This is a genomic window from Bradyrhizobium sp. TM239 (assembly GCF_036247985.1).
Classification (GTDB): Bacteria; Pseudomonadota; Alphaproteobacteria; order Rhizobiales; family Xanthobacteraceae; genus Bradyrhizobium; species Bradyrhizobium ottawaense.
Genome location: NZ_BTIR01000025.1, coordinates 38,420 through 63,921, shown reverse-complemented (window position 1 = coordinate 63,921; position 25,502 = coordinate 38,420). Strand labels below are relative to the sequence as shown.

28 protein-coding genes are annotated in these 25,502 nt (G+C 64.7%); 13 read left to right on the top strand and 15 right to left on the bottom strand.

Annotated elements, in window-relative coordinates; all coding sequences use genetic code 11:
* Position 1 precedes the first annotated feature (1 nt).
* Positions 2–817 (bottom strand): type III secretion system inner membrane ring lipoprotein SctJ, encoded by an 816-nt coding sequence (gene sctJ / locus AABA84_RS32235; protein WP_212252526.1) that lies wholly within the window; start codon positions 815–817, stop codon positions 2–4.
* A 50-nt stretch (positions 818–867) separates the two neighbouring features.
* Positions 868–1,359, bottom strand: a complete 492-nt coding sequence (sctI, locus tag AABA84_RS32230) for a type III secretion system inner rod subunit SctI (RefSeq protein ID WP_212252524.1) — start codon at positions 1,357–1,359, stop codon at positions 868–870.
* Positions 1,360–1,698: 339 nt separating this feature from the next.
* Between sctI and AABA84_RS32225 the strand changes: the two genes are divergently transcribed.
* The 3 genes from AABA84_RS32225 (at position 1,699) to AABA84_RS32215 (ending at position 6,028) form a co-directional block, all read left to right on the top strand.
* Positions 1,699–2,937, top strand: coding sequence for a hypothetical protein (locus AABA84_RS32225; RefSeq protein WP_338314139.1), 1,239 nt, complete (start codon positions 1,699–1,701; stop codon positions 2,935–2,937).
* Positions 2,938–2,943: 6 nt separating this feature from the next.
* The gene (locus AABA84_RS32220) at positions 2,944–3,324 is read left to right on the top strand and encodes a hypothetical protein (RefSeq protein ID WP_212252520.1); all 381 of its coding nucleotides are present in this window, start codon (positions 2,944–2,946) and stop codon (positions 3,322–3,324) included.
* Between the two features lie 370 nt (positions 3,325–3,694).
* On the top strand, positions 3,695–6,028 hold the full coding sequence (locus tag AABA84_RS32215) for a hypothetical protein (RefSeq protein ID WP_212252518.1): 2,334 nt from the start codon (positions 3,695–3,697) through the stop codon (positions 6,026–6,028).
* Positions 6,029–6,067: 39 nt separating this feature from the next.
* On the opposite strand, the gene AABA84_RS32210 is transcribed toward AABA84_RS32215, so the two are convergent.
* The 9 genes from AABA84_RS32210 to AABA84_RS32170 form a co-directional block, all read right to left on the bottom strand.
* Positions 6,068–6,325, bottom strand: a complete 258-nt coding sequence (locus AABA84_RS32210) for a hypothetical protein (RefSeq protein ID WP_212252516.1) — start codon at positions 6,323–6,325, stop codon at positions 6,068–6,070.
* Positions 6,326–6,343: 18 nt separating this feature from the next.
* Positions 6,344–7,108: a hypothetical protein gene (locus AABA84_RS32205; RefSeq protein WP_338314138.1), complete on the bottom strand. Its 765-nt coding sequence runs from the start codon at positions 7,106–7,108 to the stop codon at positions 6,344–6,346.
* The gene (locus AABA84_RS32200; RefSeq protein WP_338314137.1) at positions 7,105–7,635 is read right to left on the bottom strand and encodes a hypothetical protein; all 531 of its coding nucleotides are present in this window, start codon (positions 7,633–7,635) and stop codon (positions 7,105–7,107) included. Before AABA84_RS32200 ends, AABA84_RS32205 begins: the two co-directional genes overlap by 4 nt.
* The gene (locus tag AABA84_RS32195) at positions 7,632–8,789 is read right to left on the bottom strand and encodes a MotA/TolQ/ExbB proton channel family protein (RefSeq protein ID WP_338314136.1); all 1,158 of its coding nucleotides are present in this window, start codon (positions 8,787–8,789) and stop codon (positions 7,632–7,634) included. Before AABA84_RS32195 ends, AABA84_RS32200 begins: the two co-directional genes overlap by 4 nt.
* Positions 8,790–8,791: 2 nt before the next feature.
* On the bottom strand, positions 8,792–10,918 hold the full coding sequence (gene sctV / locus AABA84_RS32190; protein ID WP_338307343.1) for a type III secretion system export apparatus subunit SctV: 2,127 nt from the start codon (positions 10,916–10,918) through the stop codon (positions 8,792–8,794).
* Between the two features lie 70 nt (positions 10,919–10,988).
* Positions 10,989–12,395: a hypothetical protein gene (locus tag AABA84_RS32185; RefSeq protein ID WP_338314135.1), complete on the bottom strand. Its 1,407-nt coding sequence runs from the start codon at positions 12,393–12,395 to the stop codon at positions 10,989–10,991.
* A 129-nt stretch (positions 12,396–12,524) separates the two neighbouring features.
* Complete coding sequence (locus tag AABA84_RS32180; protein WP_338314134.1) at positions 12,525–13,535, bottom strand: hypothetical protein; 1,011 nt, start codon at positions 13,533–13,535, stop codon at positions 12,525–12,527.
* Positions 13,532–14,143 (bottom strand): hypothetical protein, encoded by a 612-nt coding sequence (locus AABA84_RS32175; RefSeq protein WP_338314133.1) that lies wholly within the window; start codon positions 14,141–14,143, stop codon positions 13,532–13,534. Before AABA84_RS32175 ends, AABA84_RS32180 begins: the two co-directional genes overlap by 4 nt.
* A 5-nt stretch (positions 14,144–14,148) precedes the next feature.
* On the bottom strand, positions 14,149–14,625 hold the full coding sequence (locus tag AABA84_RS32170; protein WP_338307339.1) for a pathogenicity island protein: 477 nt from the start codon (positions 14,623–14,625) through the stop codon (positions 14,149–14,151).
* Between the two features lie 371 nt (positions 14,626–14,996).
* On the opposite strand from AABA84_RS32170, the gene AABA84_RS32165 reads away from it, so the two are divergent.
* The 3 genes from AABA84_RS32165 to AABA84_RS32155 all read left to right on the top strand — a co-directional run bounded on the left by AABA84_RS32165 (position 14,997) and on the right by AABA84_RS32155 (position 17,260).
* Entirely contained in the window at positions 14,997–15,383 is a 387-nt protein-coding gene (locus AABA84_RS32165; RefSeq protein ID WP_338314132.1) for a hypothetical protein, read from the top strand.
* Between the two features lie 142 nt (positions 15,384–15,525).
* On the top strand, positions 15,526–16,266 hold the full coding sequence (locus tag AABA84_RS32160) for a hypothetical protein (RefSeq protein ID WP_338314131.1): 741 nt from the start codon (positions 15,526–15,528) through the stop codon (positions 16,264–16,266).
* 238 nt (positions 16,267–16,504) lie between these two features.
* Positions 16,505–17,260, top strand: a complete 756-nt coding sequence (locus tag AABA84_RS32155; protein ID WP_338314130.1) for a hypothetical protein — start codon at positions 16,505–16,507, stop codon at positions 17,258–17,260.
* A 152-nt stretch (positions 17,261–17,412) separates the two neighbouring features.
* Here the strand turns inward: AABA84_RS32155 and AABA84_RS32150 are convergent, their stop codons facing one another.
* From AABA84_RS32150 to AABA84_RS32140, 3 genes are all read right to left on the bottom strand, one after another.
* The gene (locus tag AABA84_RS32150; protein ID WP_212252492.1) at positions 17,413–18,492 is read right to left on the bottom strand and encodes a YeeE/YedE family protein; all 1,080 of its coding nucleotides are present in this window, start codon (positions 18,490–18,492) and stop codon (positions 17,413–17,415) included.
* A 71-nt stretch (positions 18,493–18,563) separates the two neighbouring features.
* A complete protein-coding gene (locus tag AABA84_RS32145; RefSeq protein WP_028137430.1) occupies positions 18,564–18,914 on the bottom strand; it encodes an ArsR/SmtB family transcription factor in 351 nt (116 codons plus the stop codon).
* Between the two features lie 37 nt (positions 18,915–18,951).
* The gene (locus tag AABA84_RS32140) at positions 18,952–19,323 is read right to left on the bottom strand and encodes a thioredoxin (protein ID WP_338314162.1); all 372 of its coding nucleotides are present in this window, start codon (positions 19,321–19,323) and stop codon (positions 18,952–18,954) included.
* 104 nt (positions 19,324–19,427) lie between these two features.
* On the opposite strand from AABA84_RS32140, the gene AABA84_RS32135 reads away from it, so the two are divergent.
* Positions 19,428–20,159, top strand: a complete 732-nt coding sequence (locus tag AABA84_RS32135) for a cytochrome c biogenesis CcdA family protein (RefSeq protein WP_338314129.1) — start codon at positions 19,428–19,430, stop codon at positions 20,157–20,159.
* 2 nt (positions 20,160–20,161) lie between these two features.
* Here the strand turns inward: AABA84_RS32135 and AABA84_RS32130 are convergent, their stop codons facing one another.
* Complete coding sequence (locus tag AABA84_RS32130; RefSeq protein WP_338314128.1) at positions 20,162–20,866, bottom strand: hypothetical protein; 705 nt, start codon at positions 20,864–20,866, stop codon at positions 20,162–20,164.
* A 47-nt stretch (positions 20,867–20,913) separates the two neighbouring features.
* Between AABA84_RS32130 and AABA84_RS32125 the strand changes: the two genes are divergently transcribed.
* From AABA84_RS32125 to soxB, 6 genes are all read left to right on the top strand, one after another.
* Positions 20,914–21,528 carry a SoxW family protein gene (locus AABA84_RS32125; RefSeq protein ID WP_338314127.1) on the top strand — a complete coding sequence of 205 codons (615 nt, stop codon included), beginning with the start codon at positions 20,914–20,916 and terminating at the stop codon, positions 21,526–21,528.
* Positions 21,529–21,657: 129 nt separating this feature from the next.
* A complete protein-coding gene (gene soxX / locus AABA84_RS32120; RefSeq protein WP_212252483.1) occupies positions 21,658–22,113 on the top strand; it encodes a sulfur oxidation c-type cytochrome SoxX in 456 nt (151 codons plus the stop codon).
* 18 nt (positions 22,114–22,131) lie between these two features.
* Positions 22,132–22,584 (top strand): thiosulfate oxidation carrier protein SoxY, encoded by a 453-nt coding sequence (gene soxY, locus AABA84_RS32115; protein WP_338314126.1) that lies wholly within the window; start codon positions 22,132–22,134, stop codon positions 22,582–22,584.
* Positions 22,585–22,601: 17 nt separating this feature from the next.
* On the top strand, positions 22,602–22,928 hold the full coding sequence (gene soxZ / locus AABA84_RS32110; RefSeq protein WP_212252479.1) for a thiosulfate oxidation carrier complex protein SoxZ: 327 nt from the start codon (positions 22,602–22,604) through the stop codon (positions 22,926–22,928).
* A 29-nt stretch (positions 22,929–22,957) separates the two neighbouring features.
* Positions 22,958–23,782, top strand: coding sequence for a sulfur oxidation c-type cytochrome SoxA (gene soxA, locus AABA84_RS32105; RefSeq protein ID WP_338314125.1), 825 nt, complete (start codon positions 22,958–22,960; stop codon positions 23,780–23,782).
* Between the two features lie 27 nt (positions 23,783–23,809).
* Positions 23,810–25,501 (top strand): thiosulfohydrolase SoxB, encoded by a 1,692-nt coding sequence (gene soxB / locus AABA84_RS32100; protein ID WP_338314124.1) that lies wholly within the window; start codon positions 23,810–23,812, stop codon positions 25,499–25,501.
* The last annotated feature ends 1 nt before the right edge of the window (position 25,502 follow it).

Sequence of the window (25,502 nt, the reverse complement as noted above, 5' to 3'; positions counted from 1 at the left end):
GTCACGACGGCTCCACCATGGCCATGGCCGTTGCGGGCGATCGGCCGCCGCGTTCCTGCCGGCGGCTGCGCCACCACGACAGCAGTGAGATCAAGCTATGGGCGAGCAGGACGACGAGCAGCGCACCGGTTCCCGAGGCAATCTGCCAGAAACGGGCCTGGCTGCCCTCGACGAGGCTCAGGCCGGGAAGCACCTCGATGGTCCTGGGCCGGTCGGTGGTTGGCGCGGTGCTCAGTTTGGTTGGTGCAGCGTCCATCAGCACGACGGTCACGGCCGAGTAATCCAGCCCCTCCACCGCACTCGAAACCAAGCGGCGGATCTGGGGCTGGAAGAAATCGAGATCGACGCCGGGCTGGTGCTTGATGAAGACCGCCGCGGAAGACGGCTTGACCGGCTGGCCGAGGGTCGGGGAATCCGGAAGCACGATATGAACCCGCGCCGAGACCACACCGTCGATCTGGCTCAAGGTCTGCGACACTTCGGCGCCGAGCGCATTGATGTAGCGGACCCGCTCCTCGAACGGCGTCGACATGATGCCGGTCTTTTCGAACGCCTTCGCGAGCGACACATAGGTGCTCTTGGGATAACCGGCATCCTTGAGCAGCGCGATGGCGCGCAACATGTCGCGCTGGTCGACCGAGATGGCGAAGCCGTCCTTGGCTCCCTTGGCGGCCTTGTCCACCGCGATGCCGTTGGCGGTGAGGACGGCGAGCATCTGGTTGGCATCGGCCTCGGACAGATTGGAGTAGACCTCCTGCTGGCATCCCGCGAGCACGAGCGTAGCGAGAACGATCAAAGCCCTGATACGCAGGCCCATGCGGGCAGCTCCGCTTGCTGTTGAGTCCTGGAAGCGACTGTCGTCGGAGGTCACTGGCCCTTGAGCAGGGACTCGAGCGCCTGTGTCGACTTTCCGGTCAGCTTCGAGGTGACGTCGACGAGCACGGAGAACTTTGCGACCTCCATCTGCATGGACAGCAACGTGTTGGTGTCGGCCGCGCGCGCCGAAGCGAGATTGTTGATGCGTGCCTCCTGCTTGTCGAACACGCCACGCAGATTCTGTAGCCCGTGCAGGATCGTGTCGCCGTGGGGCGTCGCCGCCGCTTTCGGCGGATTGAGGTCCAGCGCGCGGCGCGCGCGATCCTGCGCGTCGGCGGCGGTTCCGCTGTTCGCAGCGACCGTCGTTTCAGGGGGACGTGTCGAGGTTGCGGCCTCGGGGGGCGGTGAGGCAGCGGATCGGTTCGTCGCGGTTCTTTCCATTGCAGCGGAGAAGCGCTGGCCCGCCGCTTCGCTCGGCTCAAGCCGTCCAACCTTTGGGGTGCCCGCCTGTTGCGAAAAATCCGTCAAGCCTATGGTTGCCACCGGCCATTCTCCCGAAACAAAAAATCAAAAGTATGGGCGATCCAAATGAATGCCCCTGCTGCAAGCGGATCTATCACCAAACCTCATGCCCAACATCCCTCGATCGAATGACGCCTGGTGGAAACGTCGATCAGGTTTTCGCGATGACGAGGTGCGTCACGATAGTTCCACTTGGCGGACACTGGGCCTGTAATCTACGGCACACGCCGTGCGCGATCGGCTTGATATCGTCGGAAGGAAAACGGTTTGCCGAGGGAGAGCGCGGTGGCAGTATCGGTCGAGACGGTTCGGCAGTCGATCGCCACCGAGAACGCCAGCTCGCCAGTCGGAACCGGACTGATGGCCGAGCGGCAGGGCAGCTATCGCAGCGAGGCCGTGCGGCCGACGCTCGAGAACGCGGTGATCACCAAGGCCGCGGCCCAAGGTGCCGGCATGGTGACGACGGTCCGAACCAACGTCCAGGACCTGGCGCGCCGTATCCAGCAGGAGCCGGCGGTGACGACGGCGTCTCTCTATGAGACGCTCGCCGAATTGCCCGAGATCGACAAGACGGCGCTGCCGCGCATGTTCGAATTCCTTGATGGCCTTGCGGACCTGGCCGGCGGCCATACCGCGCACGAAGACCCAGTCGAGGAAAGCGAGCCGCTTGAAGGTGGTGATGCACTTGCCGAGCAGGAGGCGGGGCAAGCCGACAGCGAGCGCGTTCGCACCATCGGGGACCGCGACGGCAGCCGTGGTGGCGGTGACGGCGAAGGCCAGACCGGGGACGAGGACGATCTGGAGAACAAGCTCGCGCAGGCGCTCGGCAAGTTCGGCAGCGTCACAGACAAGGCCACGGCCGTGGCGTTGGCGCGCGGCTATTTCGAGTCCAGGGGCGCGAATCCTGCCTTCCTCAACATGTTGAGCCTGCTGTCGGCCAGACTGGACGGAATCGTGCCACAGGCCACGTTGGCGCAAGTGATAGCGGCACAGGAGGCCCTGCTTGCTGCGGAATCGCTCGAAACGAGCCCCGCCGCGGTGCGCAGGCGCTACCGCAAGAGGCTTCGCGAGAGGAGGAATCTCGGCGAGCTGTTCGAGGAACTCGTCGAGATCGGGTTGGAGAGCAGCCTGCCGGCGCTGCTCGCCGAGATCGGCAGCGATCTGGCGGGCGTGACACGGCAGAGCGATCGCGCTTTTCTGCGCTCGTTGACCGCCGAATTGAAGAAGCTCTGGCAGCTGAGGAGCGCGTATGAAGACACGCGCGAATTGTTGCGTCTGACGGAGCCGCATCTGCCGCGCTTCGAATTGCGGCCCGAGCCGATCAAGCTGACGTCGGTGCTGCTGTTGTTCTGTGCGAAGCCCGTGGTCGGCCCCTCCGATTCTCGCGCTCTGCTTGGTCCGGTTGCCAATGCGGCGCTCGCGAGCCAGGTGGTGTTTGCCAACGGTCTCTTGGACCTGCACAGCAGACTGCCCGACGGGATCTGGTCCAACGCCAAGGAGCGCATGCTGCAGCATCTGGCACTCGGCGCGTTGTGCCAACGACTCACCGATGAAGAGGAACGCTTCTATGAAGAGACCAGCGGCGCGTCGGCCGCATAGGGTGAGATGGCGCAGCTTTCCGTGATGGCGCGGCGGGTCATCGAGACCTTTGCCGGGAACGCCGGAATTGTCGCCCGCCCGGCTCCAGACTTCAGCTACGGATTCGAATTCGCCGAGCGCGGAACTTTGTCGATCTTGGCGGCGGAAGACGGCTTGCGGATCATCGTCTGCCTGTCGCGTCTGCCGCGTCGAACGGGTTCGTCCGTGCTGAAGGATCTGCTTGTCGTTGCCGGCTACGATCCCTTCAGCGGAGCCATGGTGCACGCCGGATTGGCGGTCGATGGCGCACTCGCGCTCGCGATCGACATGGATGAGCCGCGATTCGATCTGCAATCGCTCGACGAGGCGCTGTCGCGGCTCGACGAGCTGCATCGTTCGATTTCCTGATCGTGCAAGTGGACGCAATGGCGCGCGATGTTGGCTTTCCTGCAACAGCTCTCGCTGACCGTTGGCGGAGTGGTGTAGAAAACGCGTCGCATCGTTCGAACGTAGGACGCCCGGATTTCATTGCTCTGGCAAGGAGTAGGTCGGGGGGGCGCCCGTCGTGTTTGCGCCGGCGGCGATATTGGGCCGCGGGACCTGGAGATTTGAGCTTGAAGTATGTTTCTGGCGAGAGTTATTCGAGGCTGTCACCGGTTCGCCGAGCCGTCGCTATCGGCAGGAGCCACATGCGCCAAGCCGGACTTGTTCGCGGCCGGAAGGATCGCGTGATGCTCTCGTGCGTCCCGCTGCCGCACGAAAGAAGGGCCGCCCTCTGATGACACGTGCAGGGCGCCCTGCCGTTGCGACAGTCGCGGCGCTGATCGCGGCTGCACTTCTGATGTCCGGCTGCGCATTCCTGAACGCCGATAGCTGCGCGGACCGGGCCAACCTTCCGCCCGATCAGCTCGAATTCAGGGGCTGCAACGGCGGTGTGCTGTCTGCCGAGACGACGCGGGAGACAGTCTATCGCGGTGATGACAGTTCCCGGCTTTGGACGGGGCCGGAGGTGCGCCGTGGCGCCAACGTCGACCCGAGCAGGGTCAATCAACCCCCGGCAGCGCGCTCGCCGATTTCGGCCTGGTCCGGCTCGCTGAAGGTCGAGGTTCCCGCTGACGAAGAGGCGACCAGCAAGGACGTTGCGGAGATTCGATCGGCCGGAGGCAACAAGTTCGATCCGGACGAGAAGGTCACGGTCAAGTTCGAGAAGACGTCGCTCGACTTCTTCCTGAAGCAGATGCTCGGCGGTGCGCTCGGCGTCAACTACGTTGCGCCGGACGATATGAGCGGGTCGGTCACGTTCCGCACCGAGCAGCCGATATCGAAGAATCAGGTGTTGCAGGTCGTACGCGACGTGCTCGGCCGCAATGGCCTTGAGATGCGCTACATGAACGGTGTGTATCAGATCGCCACTTCCGAGGTGATGGCGGGACTGCAACAGACGGTAGCGCCCGGGCGGACCACCGACCAGGTGACCCGCGTGCTGCGGCTGCGCAAGGGCACCGCCAATGAGGTGATCGCCTTCGTGCGGCAGTTGGTGCCCGAGGAGATCACGATGGTTGCCGCAAGCGGCGGCAGCTCGATCGTTGTGAAGGCGCCGGCGACCGAGCTCGACAAGATCGCGGAGCTCGTGAGTATCTCGGACAGCAGCCTCGGCGATGACCGCGTCGCGATCGTTCCCTTGAGCCAGAGCTCGCCGGAGAAGATCGCCCAGCAGCTTGGGGAATTCTACCGCTCGCAGGCGCAGGCCGCGACCATCGTTCCGCTCGATAACCAGCAGGCGCTGTTGATCGGCACCAAGGATCGCCGTGCGCTGCAGGGTTTGAAGGAGCTGATCCGGCGCCTCGATCGCGACACCGGCGGCGACATATCGCTGCGTATCATTCCGTTGATCCATCTCGGCGCCGACGAGATCGTGCCGCAACTGACGGCGATCTACGCCGCAAGCGGCAGCGTCTCGGCGGCCGCGGCCGCGCCTGCGGCGGCGCCCGTGGCCGCGAGCGCGCAGCCCGGCCAGGCCGCGGCTTCTGCTCCGTCGGCGGCCCCGGTGCCTCCGATCCAGGTGCCTCGCGGCGTCGCGCCTGAAGAGGGCGGCTTCAGCAGCCCCGGTTTTGCGCTGGGCGGCGGCGCATCGCCGCCGGCAGGCGGTGCGCCACCATCCGGCAATGGCAACACCGCTGCCGCCATTGCCTCGAGCCTCGCTGGCCCGACGCCGGTGGCCGTCGCGGTGGCGAGCGCTCCGCCGGTGAAGTTCGTCGCCGACACGCGCAACAACACGGTGATGGTCTACTCGTCCTATTCGCTCTTCAAGCTGATCAGAGACCGGTTGAAGGTGCTCGACGTGCCGCAAGCGCAGGTGGTGATCGAGGCGACGGTGGCAGAGGTGAAATTGACCGACAAGCTGTCCCGCGGCGTCGAGGCGTTTCTCTCCTCGCATGGTGTGACCGTCAGCTCGTCGCCGAACGGCGCGGCCACTGCGAATCTCGGCGGTGGTTACGTGCACGCCACGTTCGGGGTTCAGGGGGCGACGGCCGAGGTGGTGTTGCGGGCCCTTCAGAACGTCACCAATGTGAAGGTGATCTCCACGCCATATCTGACTGTCGTTGACGGCAAGACCGCGCGGCTCGTCATCGGCGACCAGATTCCGTTCTCGACGTCGACGGCGACTGCGCAGCTCAACACCGGCACTACCGTGACGCAGCAGATCACGGTCAAGGACACAGGTATCGTTCTCGAGGTCACGCCGAAGATTCGCGCCGACAATTCGGCGCTATTGACGATCGACCAGCAGGTCAGCGATGCCGTACCGAATGCCACGACCAGCGGATTGACCCCGACCATCGCCACCCGCCAGGTGAAGTCGGACATCATGGTGCAATCGGGTGCGACGGTCATGCTCGGCGGCTTGATGCAAGAAGGCGTCAATCGAACCGAGACCGGCGTTCCCGTGGTCCGCAGCATTCCGGTGCTGGGCGAACTGTTCAAGCAGGTGGGTGATGATACGAATCGGCGCGAGCTGATCGTTCTGATCACGCCGCGGGTGATCAGGGCGTCGAACCAGATCGAGAACATCACGCGCCAGCTGCGCGGCGCGATGCGCATCCGTGAGTGATCTCGCGGAGGTCGGCTGGCGGATACGGGTAGGCTACGTCTAGAATTGGAACGAATAGACGCTCTCCTCGCGCAAATGCGCGAGGGTGCTGAACAGCAGCGCATGGTCCTCCGTTCGCATTTCATGAGTTCGCCTGGCGTGACTTTCGAGATAGCTCTCGAATTTGTGCGCGGCCTCGATCTGCTTCTTCGCCTCCAGCGGCGAGCTGAGCGGCAGTGGATCCCGGCCGCCCGCCTCGGTCTGAAAGCGCGGCAGTGGCGGGGCGGTGCGTTGGATCGGATCGCTGTCGAAGGACATGGCTCTCTCCGTTTCTCGCTACGCCGTATCGGTCGACAATGATCGGCGTCGGCGGAATTCCACCCATATGATGAAGATCAGCCCACCCAGGACAACGGTCGCGTTGAGGGCCGTCCGTGACCAGCGCGCGATCCGTTCGCCGGCGCTGCTTGGCTGTGGTTGGCCGCCTGAGGCCGGGAATGTTCGTGCGGATGCCTCGCCGCTGCCCGACTGGAGCAGGCGGGCAAGCCCACGACGGAACTGCACGCGATCTGAAGGGGTCGAGATCAACCCCATGAAATCGTCGGACCAGCCCTGGTCGCTCGCAGCCAGACTGCTCCTGAACGCCTGCGGCACCGACATTTCGCGCCACGTCGCGCCCGATGCCTCCAGGGCGGCAAGCACGTCGCGGTAGAAGCGCGGGCTGAACACGTAGAGTCCGATCGGGACATTGCGGGAGGCGACCAGACGTGCGAGGTGCTGCGCCAAATGGTCGGCGAGGCCGAGGCGTTCGGTCTGGCCATGCGATGTCACGACGACCCCCTGGACGAGCAGGTCGATGCGGATCGAGTCCGACTCCAGGCGGCGCTCGAACAGAAGGTCGAAGAGATCCTCGCTGCCGAGCGGGGTGTGGACGACACTGACGAGGTCATTTTCCACGTCGACCGGAGAAGGCGTGCTCGTGGCTGAGGTGGGTGATCCGGACCGGACGCCGAGCAGCAGGATGAGAGCGAGCAGCATCAACGCGAACAGGTTCGCGGCGATGTCGGTCAGGGCGGATATGCCGACCGGCGGAGATCTCATCGGATTTGTTCCGAACGGGGAGGCTGCCGCATGCAGTGGGCCACGATGGCGCGTTCGCAACCGGCCTCCAGCCGCACCTGGCGCATTCGCCGAATGCCATGCCGGCTCGCGATCACCTCGAACTGAAATGCGGCTTCGTTGCCGTCCGGCGCTATAAACAGTACCAGCCGCGCGTTGGCGCGCTGCACCCCCTGCAATGCCGCGGTCAGGCTCTGGTCGAGGAACATCCGGTCCAGCGGAATCAGATTGGCCGGGGAGCCGTCGATCGCAAGTCCGGCTCTGGTTGCCAGCCAAGGCGTGACGCGGCGCCCCTCCAGCTGAAAGTCGACATCAGCCGGAAGCGCTCCGATGGCGTCTGCCGTCGATGCATTTCGTTGTGGCAGGCTGGGCAGGACGGCAAGGACCGCCAGCACGATGACCGCCGCGACGCTGAGCAGGAGATCTGCCAGCGGATCGCTCGCCAGCACGGGATCGAGCTCGTCGCGCTCGGGCATGACGGCCTCGAAGCCGTTGGGCGGGTTGATCATCGGGCTTCCCGCGCGTTGTCCACGATCAGCATGCACATGGCGGCCAGCTCGGTTTCCCGCTTCTCGAGCAGACCAAGGGCGAGCGAGCAGACGATGCTCGCAATCAATCCGAGCAACGTGGTCTCGAACTTGACGGCGAGCCCGGCGAGGCTTGCGGAAATGTCGATGTTGTGCCCCGACGACGCGTTCAGGTCGTGCGGAAGGTCCGATATTGCGCTTGCCAGGCCGATCACCGTGCCGAGAAAGCCGAGCAACGGCAGCAGCGGCAACAGCGACCGGACGAACTGGCGTGACGCCGACTGGAAGCGGTCGAACGACAGGGCCGCCAGGCGCGACGGAGCGGCTACCTCCGGTCCTGCGCCGTCAATCGCGGCGTTCAGCAGCCGGACCGCACGGGTGTGGGCGGCTGGTGCGAGCTGCCGTGTCAGGATGGCGGAAAGATCGGGGTGACGACCCTTGTCGCGCTCGGTTTCGATCATGCGGCTGAAGCCGGCGATGACCCGGCTGTCCGCAACATGCAAATGCGCGGCTTCGAAGATCGAGGCCATCACGACGAAGAACAGGAAGATGATGGCGCTATGCACGACGGTCCGTCCGAGCACGGCCGACACGACGGCGGATTGCACCGGTCCGGGGCCGGGTGCCATGACGTGAGGGATCACCAGGTAGAACAGCAGAATAAGGAAGCAGGCGAGGGCGACCGGCGCCGCGGTCGACTGCATCTCGACCGGCCCGGTCCGGTCGAGCGGCCTTAGCCAGAAGCGGGCGAAGGCAAGATGATTTTCGCTCGCCAATGCACGGCTTGCGATGAGCGTGACGAGAAGCTGGGGCCAGACAGAAGAGCGGGCGACGAGGGCGACGATCGGCTCGCCGGCCGACAGGGCCTGCACGATCAACGGAAACAGCAGCGCGTGAATCGTTCCGGCGATGATGCCACCTCGCAGCCATCGGTGGTGGATCTTCCATGCGCCGAACGACGTCATGAGAAGCACGGCAGCGGCGATGGCGGGCCAGTGTTCGAGGCCTCCCGAGCCGAGATAGAGCAGGTAGGAAACGATGAATCCGACACTGTAGATGCGCACCCGCCAATATTCGACGCGAAGCCGGGACTCGATCTGGCCGGGCAGCTCTGGGCGTTCTGCGAAGGCGGTCAAGGTCACGCGGCGGAGAGCTGGTTGACGAGCTTGATTCTCTCGAGCGGCTGCACGTTCGAGCTCGGCTCGAGTTCCTGATAGGACAGCACGGCGAGGTCGGGGAAGTCGCGCTCGATCACCTTGCGCATGAAACGCCTTATGTCCATCGGCGCCAGCAGCACGGGCGACAGGCTATGCTGGCCGGAGCTGCGGATCACGTTCTTCATCGAGGCGATGAGCTGGCGATGGATGTCGGGAGCGAGCGCAAGGTAGGAGGCGCCGCTGGTCTGCCGGACGGCGCCGCGCACCGCGTCCTCGATCTCCTTGGACAGCAGATAGGCGGGGATGATGTTCTGGCCGCCCGAGAATTTGTGGGTGATGTAGCGGGACATCGCGCCGCGCATGTGCTCGACGAGGATGATGGGATCCTTTTCCCGCTGCCCCCATTCGACCAGCCCTTCGAGGATGGTTCGCATGTCGCGGATCGAGATCTGCTCCATGACCAGCCGTTGCAGGACGTCGGTGATGGTGATGACTGGAAGAACGCGCGTGGCCTCGCGCACGAGCTCCGCGAAATTGTCCTCCATCTGGTTCATCAGGTACATGGTCTCCTGAATGCCGATGAATTCCGACGCGTGGCTCTTCAGCACGTGAGCGAGGTGATAGGTCAGCATGCTGGAGGGCGTCATGATCTGCATGCCGGCGCGCTCGACCAGCGGCAGATGCTTCATCTGAACCCAATAGCTCGGCGTGTTCGGCAGAAAGTCCTCGCCGCGTTCGAACGGGATCTCGAACATGTTGAGGTTGTCCTCGGTCTCGCGCACGATGAACCAGTTCGGCTGGAGCATTCCCGCGGCCACCGGAATCTCGTTCACCAGGATGCGGTATTGGCCCTCGCGAAGATTGTCGTTCAGGCGAAGGTGAACGCCCGGGAACGGAACACCGAGATCGAAATAGAGCGCCCGGCGCACGCGCGCCACCTCGCGGTCGAGCTTGTTCGGGCGGATCGTGTTGCGGACTGCGGAGGAGAGGTCGACGATCAGGGGAACGACGAGGGTGAACTTGACGTTCTCGATCGGCTCGTTGTCCTCGGCATCTTCCTTCGGGAAGGAGGGCACGTCGCCTCCGGACAGCGCGGCGGCGAGCGCGGGCATCTCTTGCGTGCGCTGGTCGGACAGATTGCGCTTGCGGGCGCGGGCGGTCAGAATGCCGGCGGCGGCGCAGGCCATCGACAAAGCGATGAAGACGATCGGAGGGAAACCGGGAACGATGGCGAAAATGCCGAGGATCCCGGCCGTGATCATCAAGGCCTTCGGCTCGTTCATGAGCTGGGAGGCGATGTCGGTGCCGAGGTCCTTGTTCTCCTCGGAGGAGACGCGGGTGACGATGAAGCCGGCGGTGATCGAGATGAACAGCGCGGGGATCTGCGAGACCAGGCCGTCGCCGATGGTGAGCAGCGAATAGCGCTCCAGCGCCTCGGCGGCCGTCATGCCGTGCTGCAAGGTCCCGATGGCGATGCCGCCAATGAGGTTGATGGCGATGATGATGAGGCCCGCGATGGCATCGCCCTTGACGAATTTCATGGCGCCGTCCATGGCGCCATAGAGTTGGCTTTCCTTCTCGAGCTTGTTGCGGCGGCGTTTCGCCTCGCTGAGCTCGATCTGGCCGCCGCGCATGTCGGAATCGATCGACATCTGCTTGCCAGGCATCGAATCCAGCGAGAACCGCGCCGACACCTCCGCAACGCGTTCGGATCCCTTGGTGATGACCATGAAATTGACGATGGTCAGGATCAGGAACACCACGAGGCCGACGACGAGATTGCCGGCGACCACGAACTGGCCGAACGTCTCGACGATGTGACCGGCGTCGGCCTGGATCAGGATAAGGCGGGTCGTGGAGATCGCCAGCGCAAGTCGAAACAGCGTGGTGAGCAGCAGGATCGAGGGAAAGGAGGACAGCTCGACCACGTTCTGAAGATAGACCGACGCCATCAGCAGGATGGCCGCGAGCGTCAGGTTGATGCCGATCAGAAGGTCGATCACCTGCGTCGGCAGTGGCAGGATCATCATGAAGACGATGCAGACCAGCATGAAGGCCAGCATCAGGTCGTTTCGCTTGGAGATCGTTCGCAGGAAGCCGGTCAGCATTTTCAATTCCTCTTATCGTCTTGCGGCGGTCGCGGCTGTAGTCCCCGCGTCTCGGCTCGCGCGGACGGAGCTAGATTGGAATCCGCAACCGGCCCGAGCCGTCCTGCAGGTTCGCGGGCGTGAGCCCGTGTCCCGAAGGGTCGGTTGGGGCCGTTGGCGGATTGAGGAGGTGGTTCAGCGTCGCCACAAGCCGGTCGGCGCGGTCGACCAACTGATTGACCGCGTTTTGATCGAACGCATCGCGGCGCTGAGATCGGTCCGCGATCTCGCGCGCGTCCGCGGTCCTGTCGGTGGACGCAGCGGCATCGGTGTTCGCGGCAAGCCCGTGCTGCAAGACCGCTGCCGCGTCGTGGGCGGCGTTGGAAGAGTCGCCGTCGCGCACGTCGATCGGGAGAGTGGAGTTCCGCGATCCGTCAGGAGCAGGCGCGATCCCGCGGTCATGGCGGCGGTCGGCCCGCACCGGATCGTCCTCGCGCACATCTGCGATGTCGTCCGTCGAGGGGAGCCTGGCCAGCGCGGCGATGATCGCCGCCGCCTCAGTCCGTCGGGTGTCGTTGGACAGTGCAGACGGATCATTGGACGATGCAAGTCGCGGGGGCAGCTCGCTCGCAAGTGCTGGATCGGGGCGGGCCGTCTCCTGCGATTGCCGGCCGGCTCGCGCGACGGTGTCTTCCTTTGCGTCTCGAGTCGTCGTTTCCCGGTCCTCGGCCTGATTGTCGTCAGCGATTGCACTTCTCAGTGTTGCCGCCGTGTCGGCGTTCTGCCGCGACGCGACAGCGGCCTGCTGTGTCGTGATCTCCTTCTCATCGGCGGTCCGGTCCTGCAGCAGCTGTTGCTCCTTGATCGCTTGAGCTTCGTTGAGGAATTGCTGCACGTCGGCATAGATGCTCTCGATCAGGCTGATCGAGCTGTCGTTGTCCGCGCCAACGGCGCGCTGCTCGCTGGCGAGGTTGCGGCTGATTGCGGCTGCGATCGACGCAAAACCGGCGAGGAAGCCCGATTGCAGGCTGGCGATCCTCGCGGCGTTTGCGTCCGATTGGGTCTGGAGAGTTCCGATCGCCTGCGTCAGCGCGGCGATCGAGGCCTGGATGGCCGCGATCGCATCCAGGTCGGCCTTGACCAGATCGGGATCGGGAGAGTCGAGTTGCTGGTCGTGCTGCAGCTTGTCCTGGGCGGCGACGAGATCGGACGTGGCGCTGCTCTTCTGCTGCTGCAGGCCAGCGATCTCGGCCGCATTGGCGGCATTCTGATCGAGCAGTCGTTGTCGCTGGATGGCATTGGCGCCGATCGCGCCAATCACGCCGGCAAAGCCCGTCAGGAGGGCGCGAATCCGGTTCGCCGCGGCCTTGTCGCCGTCGCTCCGCAGGATCGAGAGCACGAGCTGCAGGCTGGCGTCGTCGCTCGAAGGTCCGATGGGCGGCAGGCCGGTGGCAAAGGCTCCCGATGTTCCGTCCGGTCGCGGGGCGTCGGCCGGCACGTCCGGCAATTCGAGCCAGAGGGAGGAGGCATAGGGCGAGACGCCTGAGACGGAGGACATTGCATTTTTCCTTCGCTTGATGGACGGCGCGAGCCTAGTCAGGCCGCGCGGCGCCCGTTGTGCAGAAGATCACTCGATGTAGAGCCGATGCCGAGCACCGGTCCGCCCGTGAGCGTTCGCGGCCGCCCGATCTTGCGCGAGGGCCGTTTCGTCCCCGGAAAGCAGGGCGAGCTCACTGGCGATCGCGTCGACGACCGTCTCGATCGCGGTCAGCATGGCCGCCAGGCAGATGAGCAGTCGCTTGCCGGCGGGCGGCCGCGACTTCCGCAGCTTCTCGACCAGTTCGCCTTGTGCGCCCACATTGGCGAGATAGGCGAGAAGCTCTTCCTCGCTGATCCCTGGGGCGCCGGCCACGAACTGCGTCTGGTAAGGCCATCCCGGAATCATCGCGGCGTTCAATGCGAACGAAGCGATGATGCCCCGCATCTCGCTCATGGGCGAGTTGGCCGCAATCAGGTTCCCGGGACCGTGCGCCTTGTCCGCAGCACGCGGCTGCTGATCGGGCGAAGCGACGGAGTCTGCGGTCGTGAGGGACGCTGGAGGTTGCGTCCCGGCATCGATCCCTTCGCCGCGTTGCGGCTGCGCGTTCGATCCGGACGTCGCCCCTTCCCACAAGTCGGTCCGGGAACCGCTCGCGACGACCTGCTGATGCAGGGGCATCGCGAGGCGAGGGACCGATGACGGCGTGGCGAGCAACTGAGCGGCATCTTCCTTGGCAAAACCCTGCTGCTCCGCGGCGCTCTCGGGCAGCGCGGCCAGGGCCTGCCGGATTGCGGCCGATAGCGCAACTGAGGGCGCCTCGGATGCACCCGGGTTGCCGGCTCCAGTGAGGCTCATCAACAGCGCGCGGACGATCTCGGCCTCGAGCCGGTCGGAAAATGCTGCGGGAGACCGCAGGCCCGCAAAGCCGGGCGCGGTGGCCTGCGGGGAGTTTGCGCTGGCGGCGTAGCTGTTCGCCGCGGGCATCTCGGTCGATGTCCCATCATCGGAGCCAGGCGCGAGCGCCTTGGCAATTTCCACCGCCATGCTGGTGCGCATCAGATCGTCGAGCGTGTGAAGGAGACCTTCGATCGGTGTCACGGACTGGGTTCTCCCGCGATGTGCGCGCCCGGCTGTTCGGACAGGTGCAGCTCGATTGCAGCGCGGTAACGGTCGGCCTCCGCAGTCAGGGCGAGCGGTGTCTGTGTTGTCGTCTTCTGTTCGAAGGCGGCAAGCTCAGCCGCCGCCCTGGTCCAGTCGCGACGGCGGGCGCTGAGTTCGAGCAGGTGCAAGTGCGGGATGTCCCAGTGTGGCCGCAACCCCGTTGCGCGCTCGAAGGCGGCCACCGCTTCAGGCCAGAGCGAACGCGCCCTCAGGCAGATGCCGAGGCCGACCCAGTGATCTGCGCAGCCTGCTTCGATGATGCAGAGCGCCCGGAACAGCCTCTCGGCCCTCGCGTGCTCGCCGATCGTCCCCCAGCGATGGGCCCGGGCGTACAAAAATTCGACCGGCTCGCGCTTGAGTCCGAGCGCCTGACCGAGCAGGACGCCATCTTTCAGTCGCGCGATGATCTTGCGGCCCGGCAAGCCCTTTACGGTCGCGGCCGCGACGAAGAGCTCCTCCAGCAGCAGGAATTCCGTCGCGCCGGGATCGGCATCAGCACCGGCCGGTTCCAGAGCGTCTCGATGGACTGCAGGATCGGCCGACATGGCAATCATTTCTTGAGCACGGCAATCCGATCCAGCAGCTTCCTGGCTTCTTCGAGAATGGCAGGGGCGTCGCCTCGCGGCGCTCTTGCCAGCCGCATCGACTCGGTCAGATCCTCCATCGCTTCGGCGAGCTGGCCCATGGCGAGGCAGGCGCGTCCGGAAAAGAAGTAGCCGCGGGGATCCGACGGCGCGAGCGCGACGATCGCCGATGCCGCGTGCAGAGCGAGGCTGTTTTCGCCGAGCAGCAGAGCGCAATTGGCAAGTCCAGCCTGAAGCTCGGGATCGCTGGGATCGCACACGACGAGGGCGGCATAGGTGCGGAAGGCCTCTATCGGCGCGCCCTTCTGAAGCTGATTGCGCGCGACGTCGAGGCCGAGGCGAAGATCGACCGGCTCCAGTCCGAGCGCCTTGCGAACGGCCCCCTGGGCGATGAGACGCTCCGCTTCGCCGAGCTCGGCGGCGCGTTCGCCCGTGTCGTGCATGAGAGGCCTTCGTGGAATCGCAACGGACATCTAGACGCTCGCGTTGTTTCAAGGCGTGGGTGCCGCAGGGCGGCTCCGGTTATAGCGGGGCGCTATGGGGCAATAATCCCCCGATCGTCGGAGGCGCGGCGCCGGCGGTTTGGTCAATGACGACAAAGCCTGTGCTGTAAACGAACTCTCCCTGTCATTCCTCAGATACGCAAACGAAGGTGACGGTCCGATAGACCATGAAAGAAGTGAGCGCCGTGTGCCGCATGTGACAAGGGCAATGCAATTGGCCCCGCGCGGCGGGAGTTGGCATCGCGAAGATCGGTGCGCTATATCCACGGCGGTTGATGCACCGAAGAGCAACCGCTTCTGGATGGGACCGCATGATCGAGCTCACAGCCGACGACGTACGGACACTCGCCGAGTTGGGCTTCATGGCGCTGTCGCGCGGACAGGGTACCAAGGCTGCAGCGATCTTCGCCGGCGTCCAGGCTGCGCGACCGGCGCAGGAGGCCGGCTTTATCGGCGCAGCCCTGGTCGACATGGCCGCGGGCAATTACGCCGGCGCAGTCAAGACAATGCGGGCGCTGCCGCCGACCGATACGCGGCAGGCTTTCCTGGCCATGGCCCTCTATCGCAGTGGCGATCGCATCGCAGCGCGCGAGATTCTGCTCGAGGTCATGCAGACCGCCGGCGACCGACCGGACGCTGCGCTGGCGCGTGAGTTGCTCGGCGAACTGGAGGGTACGAACGAGCCGACGCTCAGATGAGCGAGCGGTCTGGTTGAACCCGTATTCTTCGGCGTCTCCTGCACGTACTGCGTTCGCATGACGCGGAGGCTCAGAGCGGTATGCATGATGCGCGCGCCGCTCGATGGGGGCGGGTACCTCAAGTGCTGCCATGGAGAATTTGATGAGTGGCTCGACGATAGATCCGGCAATGACGCGCACGGTCCATCAGCCGTCGGCGCAGCGCACCGCGCAAGCCGAAACCACACCCGCCAAAAAGAGCGCAGGCATCTCTGGCGTGCAATCGCCTCCACCAGCGGTGAAGCCGCAGCCCGTCTCGACACCGGCAGGAGCCTCCAAGGTCGAGGAGGCGATCACTTCGTTTCTCGATCATCACTATGGTCTCGCCAAGGAATTCGCCGAGATCGACAAGCACAACGTGGCAAAGCAGGGCAAGAGCGATCCGTTCGCGCCGTTCGAGGCGGAGAAGAAGAAGCAGGCGTTGGCAAAGGACGCTGAGCTCAAGGCAAAGGCGCTGGAGTTGGCAAGCGATCAAGTCACGCTTGCAAAGGAGGAATATCAGCGACTTTACGCGGATCCCGGCGCTACTGATGCGCAGCGGACGAATGCGAACCATCGCGTCGCGCGCGCAGAAGAACTCGCCAACAAGCTGACACCGGCGGGTATCGCGGCGGATGCGGGTTTGCGGCTGACGGCGGCGATCAAGGCGGCCGCGAGAGCCGAGCAAGACCATATCGACTGGCTGAAGTCGGACCACGATCCGAAAACGCCGAACACGAATGCAGCAACCGACCGCATCCGCCGGAAAGCGGTTGAAGACGCAAACGACGTCATTCGATACGCGACACATTATCTTGACCAGCAGAAGGCGGCCGCTGCCGCCGGTGGAGCTACCGAGCCTTGATGGCGAAGAACGACTTCGCTTCGTCAACTGGCGTTTTTCAAGTGGTGCTCGCAGCGGGCGGCGCATCGAAATGCAGCGATAACAGTCATCTCGGGCACAGGCGGACGAAGGCCAGCGTGTTAGCCCAATCGCCACCCGGCATTTGCCGGAACGAGACGTGCGGCGTCGAGATCGCGGCGCCGGGGTAACTCCCGGCAATCGCGGGCCTGCGATGCGCGTCAAACAGTGAAGGATCAAAATGGGAATCGTCTCGGATATCGCCGACAAGCTGAACAGCCAGATCGTGTCGGCGCAGGACCAGAGCAAGGACGCCAAGCCGGAAGCGAGGAAAGCTCCGGTATCGTCTGGCGTCCTGGCGGACGGATTTGGTGCGGTAGCAAAGGGAAGCGAGCAGGCGGCAGCCATCGCCGTAGAGAATTTCGTGTCCTACGATCGTGCCCCTGGCAGGGATTGGGAGATCAATTCTCAATACCAGCAACACGCCGTCGCGGTCGCCAAGGCGAACTACGAGACGCAGTTGCTTGCAAAGAAAGTCGGCGAAGCCATGGGCGACCCTGCCGACCAGACGGTTCATGTCGACTACGCCAAATATCTGCTCGAACAGGCGAAAGATCCGCAGGCGCGGCTAGCTCGATCGGCCAAACAACAGGCCCAACCGATGCAGGCGGTCGAACGGAAATTCGGAGCCGCAAACAAGAAGAACGAGAGCGTAAAGGAGGACTTCGCCAACAGTCAGGCAGGTCTCCTGGACCGGGAGGTCACCGAGGCGGATCTGGGCAAGGCTGGCCGAGCGTTGCTGGCGGCGAAGAGCGATTTCAATTTGCGTGCCGAGCAGAACAAGGACCTGTGGAAGCATGCGCTGGAGGTCGCCAAGCTCGATTCGCAGCTCCGTCCATATGCAGGCGAAGTGAGGCAGGATCTGGCGGCGTGTCAGGACGGGTTCAGTGAAGCCTCGAAACGGGTCAATGAGGTCGTTGAGGCAACTTCGAACTGACCTGGGATGTCGATGACGGGCTATCTCGGCCGCGACGCCGACTGTGCGGGGCGGTTCGGCTAGGGCTCAACATGCTGAGCCCTAGCCAATTCACAGCGTCAGCGCATGGCCTCGTTCCGATCCCGTCAAGCAAGCGTTGAAGGCGAATTTCGTCAGGTCGAAACCCCGAACAGTCTGCGCACCGCCGGCAGCCACTCGCCGGTCATCGTGAACTCGAGCCCGAGGCGCGCGCCGCAGGCGATAGCCACCATCGTGACGGGCGCCGAAACCGCGAGCGTCGAAAACGCGCTCAGGCCCTGACCGATGGTGCAGCCCAACGACATGATGCCGCCGATGCCCATCAGCAGCGCGCCGATCATGTGACGCTTCAATTCGCGCGCGTCGTCGCACGCCTCCCAGCGGAAGCCGCGCGCGAGCATCGCGGCTGCAAACGAGCCTGCGACGACGCCAGCAACGGAGCCGATGCCGAGATTAAGCCGCGCGCCGGAGAAGGTGGCGATGTAGAGAATGGCGTCACCGAGCGGCGCCACGAAGGTGAGCGAGGAGACCCGCGCGGGATCGAACTCGTCGTCGGCAAGCCATCCGGTCGCAAACCAGCCGAACGCGATCGCGGCGCCGACGGCAAGACCGGACGCCAACAGCCGCGGCGACCGCATCAGCCTGCCGTCCGCAAGGGCCCAGAAGGCGAGCGCGGCGGAAATGGCCACGACGAGGATCGCGTGCATCGCGTTGCCCGCGCCGAGCAGCGACGTCAAAGTCTGGGTGCTTCCCTCGGGTAGCCGCAACGACAACGGCTCGATCAGCTTCAGGCGCAGCATGCCGGTGATGCCGCGCATGGTCGCGAGCGCCGACAGGCCGAGCACGAGAAAGACCACGATGGCGCGCAGATCGCCGCCGCCGATGCGCACCAGCGTGCCGAAGCCGCAGGTGCCGACCAGGGCCATGCCGACGCCGAACATCAGCCCGCCGATAATCGCACCGCCAAGCCCGATCGATGCCGTGAGGTAGATCGACCGCGACAGGTCGACGATGCCGAACGCGGCGAGGGCCTGGGTCGCGAGCAGGGCGACCGCCGCGGCCAGCGCGAAGGATTTCAGCCGCCGATAATCCGATCCGAAGAATGCGTCCTCGAGCATCGCCAGCGTGCAGAAACGACCCGCGCGGCCGGCAATGCCGAGCACGGCACCGGCGGCAAGCCCGCATGCAAACGCTATGGTCGAAGGGCTCAGCATTCCTCCCGCTTCTTCTTCGCTGCCTTGCGGGTAGTCTGCGCCGGTGGGGCGCGAAAAGCCAGCGCGGAGAACTACCGGCGGCGCCGGCGCACCGGCTCGCAGAACACGTCGTAAACGGCGGTGAGAATCTTGCGGACGTCTTCGCTGGCGAGACTGTAGTAGATCGTCTTGCCGTCGCGGCGGGTCGTCACCAGCCGATCGAGTCGTAGCCGCGCGAGCTGCTGCGAGACGGTCGATTGTCGCTCGCCCAGGAACTGTTCGAGCTCCGTCACGGATTTCTCGCCCTCGGCGAGGATGCAGAGCAGCAGCAATCGGGACTCGTGGGACAGCGCCTTGAGCATGTCGCTGGCCTCGCGCGCCTTCTCGATCATCTGCTCGAGTTCGGCGGAGCCCTCGATCTCCTTCAGCTTTGGCAACGGCATCGCGTCAAGTTCCTCTCAGCAAACTCCGCAAGAACGGTCACGACTTCTCGGGCTCCGATCCCGTGTTTGACAGGATTCGGTTCAAGAGGCCAAAGAAGAAGGCATCCCCCGGATAGCCGCGAATGCGCCCGATCTCACGGCCCTCTTGTACCACGACGAAGGTCGGCGTGAAGGGACCCGGATCGATTCCGGCGAGATCGGCGGGAAGGGGGCCGCTCAGGTCGACCCGGCGCAGCGGGGCGGCCCGGCTTTCCCCGGTCTTGCCGTAGATCGGGCCGATCTCGGCGTTGAAGCGCGCGCACCAGGCGCAGCCGGCGCGCTCGAACATGATGAGCTCGGCAGCGCGCGATGCGGTGGCGGGCAGCGCGAGCCCGGCCGCGAGGGCGAGCAAAACGATGATTCTGTTCATGCGGCGTAACCGGCCTTTTCGGACTTGCCTGGCGGACTTGCTTTCCAAACGTTCTCGGCGCTTTATATCATTAAATTCGTATATGTGCTAGGGATGGGGCGGAAATGACCTTGGACGTCACGCTTGGCGCGGCCTTTGTCGCGGGCCTGTTGTCGTTCCTGTCGCCCTGCATCCTGCCCCTGGTGCCGCCTTTCCTGTGCTACATGGCCGGCGTCTCGGTCACGGATCTGTCCGGCGACAGGCCGGACCTGCGGCCGCGCATCCTGCTCTCGGCGCTCTCCTTCGTGGCGGGCTTTTCGCTGGTCTTCGTCGCGCTCGGCTCGACCGCCTCGATCGCGGGACGCTTCGTCTCCGCGCACCTTTCGACTCTGGGCATCATCGCCGGCGGGCTGATCATCGTCATGGGCCTGCACTTTCTGGGGCTGCTCAGGATTCCGCTGCTCTATCGCAGCGCGACCGTGCAGGTCGACAACCGCCCGGCCGGCGTGGCGGGGGCCTTCGTCATGGGACTGGCATTTGCGTTCGGCTGGACGCCCTGTGCGGGCCCGATCCTCGCCGCCGTGCTGCTGATGGCGGGATCGGAGGACACGACCGGGCGGGGCGCGCTGCTGCTGCTCGCCTATTCGGTCGGGACCGGCATTCCCTTCCTGATCGCGGCGGCCTTCACCGGCCGCTTCATTGCCGCGCTTGGCCGCGTGCGCCGGCATCTCGGCCTGATCGAGAAGACGATGGGCGTCTTCCTGGTCGCGACCGGCCTGATGTTCCTGACCGGATTGATGCCCGCGGTCTCGGAGTGGCTGCTCGAGCACTTTCCTGGACTGACCAGCATCGGCTGAGGCTAGCCGTAACGGAAGTCGAGCAACTGGGCAAAGGACTGCAGCTCGATGAGGTAACGATGCACGAGGGGGCCGTCGCCCGCCATCGCGGCATGCGCGATCTCGCCGCTGCTGGCGAGTGCGCCATCGATCAGGCGGCGGAACTCACCTTGGGCCGCGATCTCGCTATTTGCCCATTCGTTACAGCGTGCGAGCCGATCGCGGAACGCGCCTGCGGCGGCGACGGTCTCCTCGGCGTTCGCCGGCGCCGGCTGTTCGCCGTACCTGATGGCGGCGACACGCAATGCTTCCATGGCGGGCGCGATCTCGAAGATGCAATCGCCGAGATCGTAGAGGCCTGCGCGACGCCTGAGCGCGTGAAAAGCCTGCCGAAGCGCAAGCAGCTCGCGGCCGGCGGCGACACTGTCTCCGCCGTCCAGTGCAGCCGCCGCCGTCGTCAGCCGTTCGCGACCTCGGTCGAGAAATCTCGACAACTCGGACGGTTCGTCAGCGGGCAGGGGAGCGAGCCGCTTCCACCCGGCGACCGCTTCGTCGGTCTCGATCTGCGCCAGCGCGATGTTTCCGGTGCGCGCATAGCTCGCAGCGGTGCGCAGATTGGCCATGATCGGCGCCATCGCCGAGACGACATCCGCAAGTCTATCGGCTTCCGCGCCGAGCGCGAGCGCGGTCGAAGCCAGCCACGCCAGCAGCACGATGGTGCAGCGCAAGATCGGATCTCCTTGTCACATTCGTGTATTCGAATATCATAATGAAAATGAGCAACGCGCAAGATCTTCCGACGCACAAAATCCCGACCTCGCTTCGCACGCCGACGCGACGCGGCCTACTGGCATTCGCAGCAGGCGCGGCTTTGATCGGCCGCGGCGCGGCGGCCGAGCCCGCCGTCGGAGAAGACGGGCTCTATCACGAGCCCTGGTTTCTGCAGAGTTTCCTCGATCTGCGCGAGGACCTGGAGAGCGCAGCCGCCGGCGGCAAGCGCCTCGCCATCATGTGGGAGCTGCGCGGCTGCCCCTATTGCCGCGAGACGCACCTGGTGAACTTCGCCGATGCGGGTATCGCGAGCTACATCCGCGACAATTTCGAGGTGTTGCAGCTTAATCTGATCGGCTCGCGCAAGGTGATCGACTTCGACCGCGAAGAATTGTCGGAGAAGGACCTCGCCCGGAAGTACGGCATCAGGTTCACGCCGACCTTTCAGTTTTTTCCGCCGTCCCCCGATGGTCTCGAAGCGAAGGACGCGATGGCGCGCGAAGTGGCGCGAGCACCCGGTTATCTCAAGCCGCCGCACTTCCTGACGATGTTTCGCTTCGTGCGGGAGCGCGCCTATGAGCGCGGCTCGTTCCGGGATTTCCTGGCCGCGAACGGCTGACGGGAACGCGTCCGGCGAATTTCGCTTGACGCCGCCAATCACATGAACATATCATAATAACTGAATTTGATGGATCGTGAGTCCGTCGTGATCAGAAGCGGGCGTCACCCCGCGATAAGGGTAGGGAACATGCGGCGCTCGCTTGCGGCTGCGTTTGCACTTTGTCTGTCGGCTGGCGGCGCTGTCGCCCAGGAGCCGACCAAAGAGCCGATCAGGCTCGACATCGTCAACGATTCCTTGCCGAAATCCCTGACCGGCGCACCCGGCGATGCCGCCGGCGGCAAGAAGGTGTTTCTGGCGCGCACACTCGGCAACTGCCTGGCCTGCCATCAGGTCACCAGCCTGAAGTCCGAGGAATTCCACGGCGAGTTCGGTCCATCCCTGGATGGCGTCGCCGGCCGTTACAGCGAGGCGCAATTGCGCCTCATCATCGCCGACCCCAAGCGCATCTTCACCAATACGGTCATGCCGGCGTTCTTCAGGAACGAGGGCCTGAGCCGGGTGCGACCGGAATTTGTCGGCAAGTCCATTCTGACGGCCGCGCAGGTCGAGGACGTCATCGCTTTTCTCAAGACGCTGAACTGACGGCGAGGAGGATCAGGAATGAAAGCCATCAATCGACGGCAGGCATTTGCGCTCGGGGGCGGCTTCGTCATGCTGACGCTGATGCCCATGGCGGCGGATGCCCAAGTGACGGGCGATGCGGCGAAGTGGATCGAGAAGTTCACCGGCGGCAAGCAGCCTGCCAAAGGCAAGATCGCGCTCGACTTGCCGGAGATCGCGGAGAACGGCAACACCGTGCCGCTGTCGGTGAATATCGAGAGCCCGATGACGGCGGACGCCTATGTGAAGGACGTTCTGATCATCGCCGACGGCAACCCCAATGCGGGCGTGGCGACGCTGTCGTTCACGCCGCTGTCGGGCAAGGCTGAAGCCTCGATCCGGATCCGGCTCGCGACCACGCAGAACGTGGTTGCGGTCGCGAAGATGAGTGACGGTTCGCTGTTCATGGAGCAGAAGACCGTCAAGGTCACCATCGGCGGCTGCGGCGGCTGAGGCTCAGGAGAAAACAGATGGCAGACAAACCGCGCATCAAGCTTCCCAAGGAAGCCGCCAAGGGCGAGGTGATCCAGATCAAGACCCTGGTCTCGCACGTCATGGAATCGGGCCAGCGCAAGGACGCGCAGGGCAAGACCATTCCGCGCAAGATCATCAACAAGTTCGCCTGCGAGTTCAACGGCAAGCCGGTGTTCTCCTGCGCGCTCGAGCCGGCGATCTCGGCCAATCCCTACGTCCAGTTCGACGCCAGGGTCGACGAGGCCGGAACGTTCAAGTTCGCCTGGACGGACGACGACGGCACGGTGATCACGGCCGAAGAGAAGATTGCGCTCAAGGCATGATGCGCATCGCGCATTGAGGGAGGCACGCAATGGCGCGACGATATGTTGGGTTGGCCGCTCTGGTCGTGGCCGCCGCCGCGTCGGTTGCGACGCTCGCGGTCGCAGAGGACGCCGAGCGCAAGGGCATCGCGGCGCCGCCCGGCCACGTCTTCAAGACCATCATCTCCGGCTACGAATTTCGCAGCAAGGAGACCCGCGCGTTGCAGGACGACGATCTGGAAAATCCGGGCTTCCTCGCCGTGGAGCGCGCCGCGGACGTCTGGAAAAAGGCCGAGGGCGGCGAGGGCAAGTCCTGCATGAGCTGCCATGGCGAGGCCGAGACCAGCATGAAAGGCGTCGGTGCCGCCATGCCGAAATGGGACGACAATCTGAAGAAGCCGGTCAATCTCGAGCAGCGCATCAACATCTGCCGCAGCGAGCACATGAAGGCCGAGCCCTGGAAATTCAAATCCCAGGAGCTGACCGACATGACCACCTTCGTGCGCTACCAGTCGCACGGCATGAAGGTCTCGGTGAAGACCGACGGGCCGATGTCGCCCTGGTTCGAGCGCGGCAAGCAGATCTATTATACGCGCTATGGCCAGCTCGATCTCGCCTGCGAGTCCTGCCACGAGCGCAACAACGGCAAGTTCATGCGCGCCGATTTCCTGAGCCAGGGCCAGACCAACGGCTTTCCGACCTACCGGCTGCGCGACCAGCGCCTGGTGCCGCTGCACGAGCGGTTCGAAGGCTGCATGTTCGACGTGCGCGCCGAGCCGTTCAAGCCGCTCTCGGACGAGTTCCTCGCGCTCGAGCTCTATGTCGCCTGGCGCGGCATCGGCTTGCCGGTCGAGACGCCGTCGGTGCGCAACTGAAACGATGAGCTTGCAGGAGTATTGCGCATGATCTCTCGCCGCGAGTTCATTCAGGTCGCCGCGGCCACGGCGGCGCTCTCGGCCAGCGTCGGCACTGGCCTGACCCGGGCGGTTGCCCAGCAGCGCCTGACCCAGAAAGAATTGCTGGCGTTCGAGCCGCTCGGCAACGTCACGCTGGTGCATGTCACCGATATTCACGGCCAGCTGATGCCGCTGTATTTCCGTGAGCCCTCGACCAATCTCGGCGTCGGCGAGGCCAAAGGCCTGCCGCCGCACGTCACCGGCAAGGAGTTTCTTTCCCGTTTCGGCATCGCGCCCGGCTCGTCAGCGGCCTACGCTCTGACGTCGGAGGATTTCGAGGCCCTTGCGAAGAGCTACGGCCGGATCGGCGGCCTGGATCGCGCTGCAACCGTGATCAAGGCGATCCGCGCCGAGCGCGGCGACAAGGTCGCGCTGCTCGACGGCGGGGACACCTGGCAGGGCTCGTGGTCATCGTTGAAGACGCGCGGTCAGGACATGATCGACTGCATGGCGCTGCTCAAGCCCGACGCAATGACCGGCCATTGGGAGTTCACCTACGGCGCCGATCGGGTCAAGCAGGCCATCGAAGGCCTCGGCTTCCCGTTCCTCGGTCTCAACATCCGCGACACCGAATGGAACGAGGCGGCGTTCGAGGCCTCGACCATGATCGAGCGCGGCGGCGTCAAGATCGCGGTGCTCGGCCAGGCCTTCCCCTATACGCCGGTCGCCAATCCGCGCTGGATGATTCCAAACTGGTCGTTCGGCGTGCGCGAGGAGGACGTCCAGGCGCAGGTCGACAAGGCGCGCAAGGGCGGCGCGCAGCTCGTCGTGCTGCTCTCCCACAACGGCTTCGACGTCGATCGCAAGCTTGCGAGCCGCGTCAAGGGCATCGACGTCATCCTGACCGGACATACCCACGACGCGCTGCCTGAGGCGGTGAAGGTCGGCAAGACGCTGCTGATCGCATCGGGCTCGTCCGGCAAGTTCGTGTCGCGGCTCGATCTCGATGTCCGCGACGGCGAGGTCAAGGCTTACAGGTACAAGCTCATTCCGCTGTTTTCGGATGTGATCACGGCGGACGCCGAGATGGCGGCGAAGATCGCCGAGGTCCGCAAGCCGTTCGCGACCGATCTGGCAAAAGTGCTCGGCAGGACCGACTCGCTGCTCTACCGGCGCGGCAATTTCAACGGCACGTTCGACGATCTGATCTGCCAGGCGCTGCTGCAGGAACGCGACGCCGAGATCGCGCTGTCGCCCGGCTTCCGTTGGGGCACCAGCGTGCTGCCGGGGCAGGACATCATCTTCGAGGACGTCACCAACGCAACCGCGATCACTTATCCCGCGGTCTACCGCATGGGCATGACCGGCGCGCGGCTGAAGGAGATCATCGAGGACGTCGCCGACAATCTCTTCAATGTCGATCCCTACTACCAGCAGGGCGGCGACATGGTGCGGATCGGCGGATTGTCCTACGCGATCGACGTCGCCAAGCCGCAAGGGCAGCGCATCTCGGACATGCAAATGGCCAAGACCGGCACGCCGATCGATCCCGCCCGGGAATACCAAGTCGCGGGCTGGGCCAGCGTCAACGAAGGCACCGAAGGGCCGCCGATCTGGGATGTCGTGGCCAATTACCTGACCCGACAAAAGACGGTTCGTCTCGAACCTAACAGAGCTGTCAAAGTGACCGGAGCGTAAG